General features: G+C 29.1%; 12 protein-coding genes. 4 read left to right on the plus strand and 8 right to left on the minus strand.

Translation table 11 applies throughout. From position 1 onward, the window contains the following. Positions 1–2: 2 nt before the first annotated feature. Positions 3–788 (minus strand): hypothetical protein, encoded by a 786-nt coding sequence (locus B5464_RS12840; protein ID WP_079738697.1) that lies wholly within the window; start codon positions 786–788, stop codon positions 3–5. Between the two features lie 98 nt (positions 789–886). Here B5464_RS12840 and pepE point away from each other — a divergent pair, with 98 nt between their 5' ends. Continuing rightward, positions 887–1,588, plus strand: a complete 702-nt coding sequence (pepE, locus tag B5464_RS12845; protein ID WP_079738698.1) for a dipeptidase PepE — start codon at positions 887–889, stop codon at positions 1,586–1,588. 170 nt (positions 1,589–1,758) lie between these two features. On the opposite strand, the gene ribB is transcribed toward pepE, so the two are convergent. Genes ribB through tpx form a run of 6 tightly spaced genes read right to left on the minus strand, consistent with a single transcriptional unit; the run spans position 1,759 to position 8,493 of the window. After that, positions 1,759–2,904, minus strand: a complete 1,146-nt coding sequence (gene ribB / locus B5464_RS12850) for a 3,4-dihydroxy-2-butanone-4-phosphate synthase (protein WP_079738699.1) — start codon at positions 2,902–2,904, stop codon at positions 1,759–1,761. 7 nt (positions 2,905–2,911) lie between these two features. Further along, positions 2,912–4,360, minus strand: coding sequence for an LptF/LptG family permease (locus B5464_RS12855; protein WP_077809124.1), 1,449 nt, complete (start codon positions 4,358–4,360; stop codon positions 2,912–2,914). Between the two features lie 60 nt (positions 4,361–4,420). Continuing rightward, positions 4,421–5,077 carry an outer membrane lipoprotein carrier protein LolA gene (locus B5464_RS12860; protein WP_079738700.1) on the minus strand — a complete coding sequence of 219 codons (657 nt, stop codon included), beginning with the start codon at positions 5,075–5,077 and terminating at the stop codon, positions 4,421–4,423. A 30-nt stretch (positions 5,078–5,107) separates the two neighbouring features. Beyond that, entirely contained in the window at positions 5,108–7,579 is a 2,472-nt protein-coding gene (locus tag B5464_RS12865; RefSeq protein ID WP_079738701.1) for a DNA translocase FtsK, read from the minus strand. Positions 7,580–7,610: 31 nt separating this feature from the next. Continuing rightward, positions 7,611–7,991, minus strand: coding sequence for a diacylglycerol kinase family protein (locus tag B5464_RS12870; RefSeq protein ID WP_077809127.1), 381 nt, complete (start codon positions 7,989–7,991; stop codon positions 7,611–7,613). Positions 7,992–7,995: 4 nt separating this feature from the next. Next, positions 7,996–8,493 carry a thiol peroxidase gene (tpx, locus tag B5464_RS12875; RefSeq protein WP_079738702.1) on the minus strand — a complete coding sequence of 166 codons (498 nt, stop codon included), beginning with the start codon at positions 8,491–8,493 and terminating at the stop codon, positions 7,996–7,998. Between the two features lie 172 nt (positions 8,494–8,665). On the opposite strand from tpx, the gene B5464_RS12880 reads away from it, so the two are divergent. From B5464_RS12880 to B5464_RS12890, 3 genes are all read left to right on the plus strand, one after another. Beyond that, the gene (locus B5464_RS12880) at positions 8,666–9,232 is read left to right on the plus strand and encodes a fasciclin domain-containing protein (RefSeq protein WP_079738703.1); all 567 of its coding nucleotides are present in this window, start codon (positions 8,666–8,668) and stop codon (positions 9,230–9,232) included. A 127-nt stretch (positions 9,233–9,359) separates the two neighbouring features. Next, complete coding sequence (locus B5464_RS12885) at positions 9,360–10,754, plus strand: MATE family efflux transporter (RefSeq protein ID WP_172830887.1); 1,395 nt, start codon at positions 9,360–9,362, stop codon at positions 10,752–10,754. 49 nt (positions 10,755–10,803) lie between these two features. Continuing rightward, positions 10,804–11,028 carry a hypothetical protein gene (locus B5464_RS12890; protein ID WP_077809130.1) on the plus strand — a complete coding sequence of 75 codons (225 nt, stop codon included), beginning with the start codon at positions 10,804–10,806 and terminating at the stop codon, positions 11,026–11,028. 67 nt (positions 11,029–11,095) lie between these two features. On the opposite strand, the gene B5464_RS12895 is transcribed toward B5464_RS12890, so the two are convergent. Beyond that, complete coding sequence (locus B5464_RS12895; protein ID WP_079738704.1) at positions 11,096–11,617, minus strand: OmpH family outer membrane protein; 522 nt, start codon at positions 11,615–11,617, stop codon at positions 11,096–11,098. Positions 11,618–11,630: the final 13 nt, after the last annotated feature.

Consider the following 11,630-nt stretch of genomic DNA (forward strand, 5'->3'; position numbering starts at 1 on the left):
AATTAATCCTTTTTTAGAGTCACTTTAATATCAGATGCCTCTTTTAAAGGAAAAGATTTACTTTGCTTTAAAAGTATTGCCATTACTTTTAAATTTTCTTTTTTATTAAAATGATAAATAATATTTTGCTGAATACAATAATTTAAAAAAGGGTTAATTTGTTCTTCTTTAATCTGCAAATCTGTTATAAAAAAATCATCAGAAAAATACTTTCTAATTTTAGACAATCTGCTATCTTCTAATTGAATTTTCTTTAAAAGCTTAGCACTTCGATTATTGCCATTTAAAGCATTTATTAAATTATCTAAATTTACAACGCCACCACTACTAAATTTAAAAATAGCTTTGTCTTCTTTTGCAACAGTATTGGCATATGGTAAATTTAATGTTGCTGCATTTATTACCGGACCTTTATACACAAAAATATCTTTGTCTTGTTCGAAAATACTACGTGGTTTTTCTAAAGTAAATTCTTCTAAACTAACAATTTGCTGTGTTAAATTGATATCTATTTTTAAACTCTTTAAATCCTTTTTTGTGATGTTAATTACGCTATTTTTTAAATTGATATGAGAAAAAGATAAGCTATCACCTAATTTTACAGGAATAATAAATTCGCCTAAATCATTAGAGATAGTACCAATATTGGTATTTAAATTTATAATATGTACATCTTTAATTGGTAAGCTATCTAAGCTTACAATTCCGGCAATTTCTAATCGATTACTTTGTGTATAAGTTTTACTGATAAAAGTAATAAGAAGAATGAAAAGGATACAATTTCTCATGCTACAAAGAAAATTAGTAATCGTCTTAAAATTGTATTAATGCAATTGTAAATTTTTGTTAAACCTAAATTCTAGTACAATTTTATTATTTTTGATGTATGAAAAACATGATTATAGCAAGTACTTCTACAGTTTTTGGAAGTACATATTTAGAATATTTATTACCAACATTAAAAACGCATTTTAAAAATGTAAAAACCATAGTTTTTATACCTTTCGCAAGACCAGGCGGAATCACGTATGACGCCTATACTGCAATAGTAAATAAAGCATTTGCTACCATTAATATTGCCGTAAAAGGGTTGCATGAGTTCGAAAATAAAAAAGAAGCTTTACAAAATGCTGAAGGAATTTTTACAGGAGGTGGAAATACGTTTGAGCTGGTAAATCAAATTTACAAACATGATATTTTACAAACTTTAAAAGCGGTATTAGAAAACGGAACGCCTTATTTAGGTACAAGTGCCGGTAGTAATATATGTGGTGTTAACATGAAAAACACCAATGATATGCCAATTGTGTATCCGCCAAGTTTTAAAACTTTAAGTTGTATTCCTTTTAACATAAACGCACATTATTTAGATCCAGAAGAAGGTTCTACACACATGGGCGAAACAAGAGAAACAAGAATAAAAGAGTTTCATGTTTTTAATGATACGCCTGTTTTAGGGTTAAGAGAAGGTAGTTGGTTAGCAGTTAAAAATGATGAAATTACTTTAAAAGGTACACATACAGCAAGGTTATTTACTAAAGATAATGCTGCAATAGAATTGGAAAGTGGAGTAGAAGTAGTTGTTTAAAAATTAGATAGCATCAAACATAAAAAAACTCCCATGAATTGGGAGTTTTTTTATTTCTATAGTTTTCTTTTAAAATAAAAAGATTTTCTTTTAGAATTGCTGGGTTTACTTTTATTAAAGAATTTCAAAATCATTAAAATAATAATTAATAAAGATATCCAAAGCATAGATTAATAGGTTACATAATCTACAATTTCTAAACCATAACCAATCATACCAACTCTTTTTGTTTGTTGCGAATTGGTAATTAATTTTAATTTACTAATATTTAGATCATGTAAAATCTGTGCACCAATTCCGAAATCTTTATTATCTAATTTAATGTCTGGTGCTTTTATTTCGCCATGCTCTTGATTTTCTTTTAATATTTTTAATCTAGTTAACAAGTTTTGCGATTGATTTTGTTGATTCACAAAAAGGATTGCACCTTTTCCTTCATCATTAATCACTTGAAACATTTGGTCTAATTTCTTATCTGCATTATTAGTTAAGGTACCTAAAATATCGTTATTAACTAAGGTAGAATTTACTCTAGTTAAAACACCTTCTTCTTTAGACCAAGAACCCTTTGTTAATGCAATATGAATTTGATTATTAGTTGTTTGCTCATAAGCTCTTAATCTAAATTCACCAAAACGCGTTATAATATCAAAATCTTCTTTCTTTTCGATTAAAGAATCGTGCTCCATTCTGTAAGCAACTAAATCTTCGATAGAAACAATTTTGATGTCAAACTTTTTGGCAACTTCTAAAAGTTGTGGCAAACGTGCCATTGTACCATCTTCGTTCATGATTTCTACAATAACACCTGCAGGTTCTAAACCGGCTAAACGTGCAAAATCTATTGCCGCTTCTGTGTGCCCGGTTCTTCTTAAAACACCACCTTCTTTTGCTCTTAACGGAAAAATATGTCCGGGTCTTGCTAAATCGAAAGGTTTCGTTTCTTTATCTACCAACGCTTGCATTGTTAAAGCTCTATCAGATGCAGAAATACCTGTAGTAACTCCTTTTCCTCTTAAATCTACAGAAACTGTAAAAGCTGTTTCCATTGGGTCTGTGTTATTATTCACCATCATTCCCAATTCTAACTCTTTACATCTTTTTTCTGTTAAAGGAGCACAGATTAACCCACGACCATGAGTAGCCATAAAATTAATCATTTCTGGAGTTGCTTTTTCTGCGGCTGCTAAAAAATCACCTTCATTTTCTCGGTTTTCGTCATCTACAACTATAATAACTTTACCGTTTCTTACATCTTCTATTGCTGCTGCAATACTATCTAGTTGTGTGTTATTTTTATTTGATATTGAAGTCATATTTATTTTAGTTGTCTTTTTTAGACTTAAATTTTAAAAAGAAATTTTTAATAGGTTGTGTAATTGCATCTACATTAAACAAGCCTTTATCTTTGGTTGCTCTTCTGGTTAATAAGATACCAAAAGGAACCATTATCATTGCAGAAACCCAAGAACCTAATAAAGAAGATATAGAACTTTCTTCTGCTAAATTTTTACCAAAGGTGTTACCAAAGAAATATAATACATAAATAGAAATTGCTAAAATCATGGGTAAACCAAAACCACCTTTTCTAATAATAGAACCTAATGGTGCACCGATAAAAAATAAAATTAAGCAAGAGAAAGATAATGCAATTCTGCCGTAATATTCAGAATCAAAAAAGTTAAGAGTTTTTCTTTTCCTTTTTATAGTCGTCATATTATTTTTCACATTGGTTAAGGCACTATTCATTTTGGTTTTTGCACCATTTAAAATACCTATTTTATCTTTAAGTGAAAAGTTGTTTAATATTTTTGTTGAATCTAAGTATTTAATTTTTAGTGTATCGGAATATTTATAAAGTTCTTTAGATTTAGAAATTGTAGCAATACTTTTGGCTCTTAACGAAAGAATTGTGTTGTAAGAATCTTTAATAACAGGTATGGTGTCTTGTAATTGGTTTAATTTTAGCATTTTAAAGCTATTTTTAAACCTTTGTTCATCCAATTGTCCATCACCAACTAAATCAGAAATATCAATATTGAATTCATATTCTTTAAATGTTGCTTGAGAAGCAGGCATTTTTGCTTTTTTGTCTGGTGATCTTTGAGACTTGGTATGGTCTTCATAATAATAACCGTCGTACAATATAAAAGTCATGTATCTAGAACCTTCTTCAGAAATAATTTTACCTCTTTCTGCAGTAATTACTTTTTGATTGCCTTGTCTAGAACTTAAATCATAAATTAAAACTTTTTTTAAGAGATTTTTTTCTTCACCATATTTTTCTTCAAACTTAATTTGATAATTTGGTAAATCGCTATTAAAACTTCCCGGAACTAATGCTAGTGCGGGTTTTTTCTTTTTTATATTGTAATATAAATTTTGTTGTTTTAAAATAGCATAAGGAAAAATATTATTCAAAAATAAGAAGTTAACACCACTTAATATTAGTGTTAAAAATACAAGAGGTCTAACCAATCTTTGCAAAGAAATTCCTGCTGATTTAGCGGCGGCAAATTCGTAGTTTTCACCTAAACTACCCAAAGCCATAATCGAAGAAAGTAAAACTGCTATTGGCAATGCCTGTGGCACAATACTTAATGATGTATAGTATAAAAACTTTAAAATAAACACAACACTAATACCTTTACCTGCAATGTTTTCGAAGGTTTGCCATAATAATTGCATTACTAAAACAAACAATACAATTAAAAATGTTGCAGCAAAAGGTTTTAGAAAGGTTTTTAAGATGTATTTATCTAAAATTTTCATTGTAGCAAAAGTAGTTTCTTAAATATAAATATGCTACTAATTTTGTATTAATCGATAAAATTAGTCTATTGTGTAGTTTTTACTTAAAAACTTTGCTTTGTTAAAAGAAAAGAAGTTTTTAGATAATTCTTCGTTTTTTCTAAATTTTGTGATTGTAAAAGTTGTTTTAGAAGTATTTGCTCCTGTTTGAATAAGCTTGTAAATGTGCTTTGTTTTAGCATCGATACCCAACTCTACTTTTACAATTTCTGAAGCACTATCTATAGGATTTAAAGTAACAAATTGTATTTTTCTACCTTTAATATTTTGTAATTTACCCCATTGTAAATTGTATCCTTCTTTATAAAAAGTTAATAGTTTAGAAGGATAAATAAAGCCGTCGTCTCCACTTAAATCGCTATCAGAAATCAAAATTTCTTTTTCTTCATGATTAATTACATATAATTTTTTACCATCATATATAAACTGATTGCCTAAATAATTTAAGCTATATTTTTCTCCTTGTAAATTAATTTCACCTCTAATTGGTGGTTCATCTCCTTCTTTAATTCCGGCATCTTCATTACTTAACGTTTGGCTAAAACCAATGTACATATTTTTATATGCGCCCATTTTAGTAGAAACTTCGTCTAATAAAGATTTTGCTTTTGCATCGTTTTGAGCAAATGTAATAGTTGTAATAAAAAGACTTAAAAATAAGATTCCTAATTTCTTCATAATTTAATAATTGTAAACTCTTCTATGAGATTATACTTTTTTTTCGTTTTCTAATAATTGATCTAGTGCTACAAAATCTGGTACTAAAACTTGTCTGGCCTTACTACCTTCAAAACCACCTACAATTCCTGCCGCTTCTAATTGATCTATTAATCTACCAGCTCTATTGTAACCAAGTTTTAACTTTCTTTGTAGTAGAGAGGCAGAACCTTGTTGTGCTGTAACAATAATTTCTGCGGCATCTCTAAACAGTTTATCTCTGTCTGCAATGTCTATATCAACAGTTGTGCCACTTTCATCATCAACATATTCTGGCAGTAAAAATGCTTCTGAATACGCTTTTTGAGAACCAATAAAATCGGTGATTTTTTCTACTTCTGGTGTGTCTACAAAAGCACATTGTATTCTATTGATATCATTACCAGCGGTGTATAATAAATCTCCTCTACCAATTAATTGATCTGCACCACCAGCATCTAAAATTGTTCTAGAATCTATTTTTGATGTTACTCTAAAAGCAATTCTTGCAGGGAAATTGGCTTTTATAATACCTGTAATTACGTTTACAGAAGGTCTTTGTGTTGCAACAATTAAATGAATACCAATAGCTCTAGCAAGTTGTGCTAAACGCGCAATTGGTGTTTCTACTTCTTTACCAGCAGTCATAATTAAATCTGCAAATTCATCAATAACTAAAACAATATAGGGTAAAAATTGATGTCCGTCGTTAGGATTTAGTTTTCGAGCTTTAAATTTAGCATTGTACTCTTTAATATTTCTAACCATTGCAGCTTTTAGCAAATCGTAACGGTTATCCATTTCGATACATAAAGAATTTAAAGTATGTACAACTTTTGTCGTATCAGTAATAATAGCTTCTTCAACATCTGGTAATTTTGCTAAGTAATGTCTTTCAATTTTATTAAAAAGCGTTAATTCTACCTTTTTAGGATCAACTAGAATAAATTTTACTTCTGCCGGATGTTTTTTATAAAGTAAGGAAGTTAAAACAGCATTTAAACCTACAGATTTACCTTGACCTGTTGCACCCGCCATTAATAAGTGTGGCATCTTTGCAAGATCGACTACAAATGTTTCATTAGAAATGGTTTTACCTAAGGCAACTGGCAATTCCATTGGCGATTCTTGAAATTTCTTTGATGAAATTACAGAATGCATAGAAACTATTGTAGATTTTTTATTTGGTACTTCGATACCAATTGTACCTTTTCCAGGAATTGGGGCAATAATACGAATACCCAATGCAGATAAAGAAAGTGCAATGTCGTCTTCTAAATTTTTAATTTTAGAAATTCTAATTCCAGCTTCTGGTACAATTTCGTATAAGGTAATTGTTGGTCCTACAGTAGCTTTAATTTCTGCAATACCAATTTTATAATTTTTTAGAGTTTCTACAATTCGGTCTTTGTTAGCTTCTAATTCTTCCGGATCTATAGATATTGTTTCGTTGTATTGTTTTAATAAATTAAAAGTAGGAAACTTAAAATTAGCAAGTTCTAAGGTTGGGTCAAATTCACCAAAATCTTTTACTAATTTATCAGATAAATTCTGAGTCGAAGATTCTTCTTCTCTACCAATTGCAACATCGATGCCTACGTCGTTTAAATCTTCTACAGTTTCTTCAACATTTGCTTCTGGTTCATGCGCAACAGTTAAAGTTAACTCTTCTTTTTTTGTTTCAACATCAGAATGTTTAGAAATTGTTGGTTTTAAATCGATTACAGATTTTTCGAAATTAGACTTTTCTTTATCTTCGGATGATTCTTCGACCGTTTTCTTTACAACTTCATTTGTTTTTTCCTTTTCAATAGTCTTTTCATCTTCTATTGCATTAGAAATGTTTTCTTGAACAATTAAAGATTCTTCTTGTTCTTTAGCCGCTCTTTTTTGTTTTAACTTTTCAATAAAAAGGTCAAAAGTAACCTTGTATCGAACTACAATATAGGCAGCAAATAGAAAGATTAATGCAATAGCCAAACCAGTTTTACCAATAAAATCTTGTAAATATTGGTTGATTTCAAAACCAACGATACCAGATAATAGTGCAAACTTTACATGTAGAAAACCAAGTGAAATCGATATTAAAACCATCGCAACTAAGCTCCAGTTCCAAGCAAGAATAATTTTAGAAAGTTTTCTTTTAAACAATACATCTAAACCCATTAAAAATAACTGAATTGCGATTATAAAAGAAGCAATTCCGAAGCCTTTGTATATAAAAAAGTGACTTAAATTTGCGCCAATTTTACCTAATAAATTACTGCTTTTAACGGCTCTATTTGTTAATTGATCTAATGTGCTTTGGTCTTCTTGCCAATTAAAAAAGAATGATATAAAAGCAATGCATAAAAAAACAGAAAACGATATTAAAAAAAAACCAAAAATTGTTTGTGCCTGTTTTGTTTTTAAAAAAGCAAAAATAGGAGGTTTATTTTCTAATGTTTTCGTGTTTTTTTTTACGCTAGGTTTTCTTTTAGCCATTAAGTAAATGAATTATTATAAGTGAGTTATGCTAAAATAGTAAAATGATTTTTGGAATATAAATGAACCCAGAGATAATTAAAGATATTATAGCTGCAAAAGTAGGTGCTCCAGCAGCAATATCTTTTATAAATCCGATTTTAACATGAAAATCTGGATGAATAAAGTCTGCAATTTTTTCTACAGCGGTATTTAAAGATTCGGCAACTAAAACCATTCCTATTACCATAAATTGAAACATCCATTCTATATTAGAGATGTTAAAATAAAAGCCTAAAATAGTTGCAATTATTGCGATTGCAATTTGCGCCTTGATACTATCTTCTGTTGTAATAAGCAACCAAGTACCTCTAAAAGCAAATTTTAAACTGCGTAATCTACCTTTAACAAAGCCGTCGTTTGGGTTTTTCATTAAATTATATTGCTTTTAATGCAGCTTCATAATTTGGTTCATCTGCTATTTCAGAAACTTGTTCAGTATAAATAACTTTACCTTCTTCATCTAAAATTACAACTGCTCTAGAGTGTAAGTTAGCTAAAGGTCCGTTAGCAATATCAAGTTCATAATCTTTACCAAAACTTCCATTTGCAAAGTCAGATAACATAACAACATTATCAATACCTTCTGCACCACAAAAGCGAGCTTGCGCAAATGGTAAATCTTTAGAAATACATAAAACAACAGTGTTTTCTAATTCTGATGCTTTTTTATTGAATTCTCTTACAGAAGTAGCACAAGTACCAGTATCTATAGAAGGAAAAATATTAAGAACTACTTTTTTACCTTTAAAATCTTCTAACGTTTTTTCTGATAAATCTACTGTTTTTAAAGAAAAATTAGAAGCTTTAGAACCAATTTTTGGTAAATTTCCTATTGTATTTATTGCGTTTCCTTTTAAAGATATATCTGCCATTATTTGTTTTTTTAATTAGAAATCAAAAGTAATAATAATTAAATTATTCGAGTAATTATATAGATGGAAACCTAAGAAATATTTGTTTTGGGATTTTTTTAACAAAACCAAAAGTAAATGAATATCGTAAGTGCTTTTGAGAACAAAAAATTAATAACTCAATTTACAAATTATGAAAAAATTAAATTTTATCAAAGCCTCAGTATTTATTTTTGCAATGTTTTTAGGTCAATCTTTTATGGCACAAAAAACGAAAATGGTTGGTGGTGCAGCAATGTATCCTTCTAAAAACATCGTAGAAAATGCTGTTAATTCTAAAGACCATACAACATTAGTTGCGGCAGTTAAAGCTGCAGATTTAGTTAGTGTTTTATCTAGCGATGGTCCGTTTACAGTTTTTGCGCCAACAAACAAAGCTTTTGGTATGTTGCCAAAAGGAACTGTAGATGCTTTGTTAATGGCAGAAAACAAAATGAAATTACAGTCTGTTTTAAAATATCATGTTGTTGCTGGTAACTGGAGTGCAACAGAAATTATAAACCTTATTAAAAAAAGAAATGGTAAAGCTGTAATTAAAACAGTAAGTGGTGCAGAAATTACTGCTTGGATGAAAGGAAAAGATGTTTATATTTCTGATGAAAATGGAGGAAAAGCAAAAGTTACAATTGCAGATGTAAATCAATCTAACGGAGTAATACATGTGATTGATGCCGTATTATTGCCTAAAGCCAAAATGTAATTAAAAATAATTCTTAAATAAAAAAGCTACCTTTTTATGGTAGCTTTTTTTTGTGTATAACTTCTGTTCGCACATATATATAATTTATGAACTAATTGTACTTTTGTTGTCCGAAAAACAAAGAAAGTTGAATCTATCTCAATACACTTCAGAATTTAATTACAACCTAAAATTAGCAGCACCAGTTATGTTAGGTATGCTTGGGCATACATTTGTTAGTTTTATAGACAACATTATGGTTGGTCAATTAGGTACTGCAGAGTTAGCTGCGGTTTCTTTGGGTAATAGTTTTATGTTTATTGCAATGTCTATTGGTATTGGTTTTTCTACAGCCATAACACCATTAATTGCAGAAGCAGATTCTTCTAACAACTTAAAACAAGCAAGATCTACCTATAAACATGGTTTGTTTTTATGCACTACTTTAGGTATTTTATTGTTTTTATTAGTCTATTTTTCTAAGCCACTTATGTATTTAATGAAACAGCCCGAAGAAGTTGTAGCATTGGCAATACCGTATTTAGATTTGGTAGCTTTTTCACTAATTCCGTTAATAATTTTTCAGGCAATTAAACAATTTAGTGATGGTATGTCGATGACAAGATATCCTATGTACGCTACTTTATTAGCAAATATTGTAAATGTGCTTTTAAACTATCTACTAATATTTGGTAAGTTTGGTTTTCCAGAAATGGGAATTGTTGGTGCAGCCTATGGTACTTTAGCTTCAAGAATAATAATGGTTATCTATTTATGGGTTCTTTTACGTTTTAAAGAAAGATCTAAAAGAATTGTAAAAAATATTCAGTTTTTTGTTTTAGATTTTTTAATGATTAAAAAGATTATAAACTTAGGTTCTTTAAGTGCAATGCAAATGTTTTTTGAAGTAGCAATTTTTACTGCTGCCATTTGGTTAAGTGGTTTGTTGGGTAAAAATCCGCAAGCAGCAAACCAAATAGCATTAAACTTATCTTCTATGACATTTATGGTTGCCATGGGTTTAAGTGTGGCTTCTATGATTAGAGTTGGTAATCAAAAAGGATTACAAAATTACAGAGAGTTGCGCAGAATAGCTTTCTCTATATTTTTATTAGGAGTTTTGCTAGCCACATTCTTTGCGCTATTATTCTTTATTTTTCATAAAAGTTTACCAAATTTATATGTAGATTTAAGCGATACAGCAAATTATGTAGATAATAAAGAAGTACTATCTATTGCAGCAAATTTATTATTGGCGGCAGCATTTTTTCAAATATCAGATAGTATACAAGTTGTTGTTTTAGGAGCTTTAAGAGGATTACAAGATGTGAAAATTCCTACGTTGTTAACCTTTATATCTTATTGGGTTGTTGGTTTTCCGGTTTCTTATTATTTAGGGCAAGAAAGCATGTACGGCAGTTTTGGTATTTGGTTAGGTTTGTTGGCAGGTTTAACAACAGCATCTGTTTTACTATTTATAAGGTTTAATTCCTTAACTTTAAAGTTGATTAAAGAGAAAGACGAAAAAATAATTGTTGCTTAAATTTAAAGTAACATTGATACATAAGTTTTAAAATATTAAAAAATAAATAATGGATTTACCAAAGTTTTTACTTGCAGATAATAGCAACGCACCAGAAGATATTTTTGTGTTGCACACAGAATTCCCACGTTTTATAATTAATTTAAAAGATGATGAAATTGAGTGGTTTGAAGATTTAACAGGAGAAAATGAAGAAGATATTGCTACAGAATTAGCAGATTTAATGGATAAAGCAGGTATGTTTTATGATGAAGAAATGAAGCAGTACGAGTAATAGTATATTCTGATTATAAAAAAAGCCTCATAATGAATAATTATGAGGCTTTTTATTTATCTATTTCTTATTGTTTAGTTGGTTTAGGAACTGTAATTCCTAATTTTTTAATGACTAAATCTGTAATATCAAATTTAGGATCTAAGTATGCAAATTGATTTCCGGTAGTTGTAAGAATTTGAGTATAACCATTTGCTTTAGAAACTTCTGCAATAACATTAGAAAGTTTTTTATAAAGCGGACGCATTAATTCGTCTCTTTTTAAGCCCATTAATGTGTTACCATTTTTTTGATATTGGTTGATGTCTTGTTCTAAAGAAGCCAATTCTTTTTGAACTGTCTTTTTCTCTAAATCGCCCATTTCTTTTTCTTTGGCTTGATAATCTTTTAATCTCGCTCTAAAATCTTCGACTTTCACAGTAAAAGAAGAATCTAGTTTCGCACCATATTTTTGAGCCATTTTTAAGATAACTTTATTTTCTGGCATAAGGCTAATAATGTAATCGCTATCGATAGATCCAACTTTGGTTTGAGCAAAAGAAATTGTGCTTATAAAAGCGATAAACAATAATGTGATTTTTAATTTCATAATTTAATTTTAG

The sequence above is a fragment of the Polaribacter sp. KT 15 genome, assembly GCF_900143115.1.
GTDB lineage: Bacteria > Bacteroidota > Bacteroidia > Flavobacteriales > Flavobacteriaceae > Polaribacter > Polaribacter marinaquae.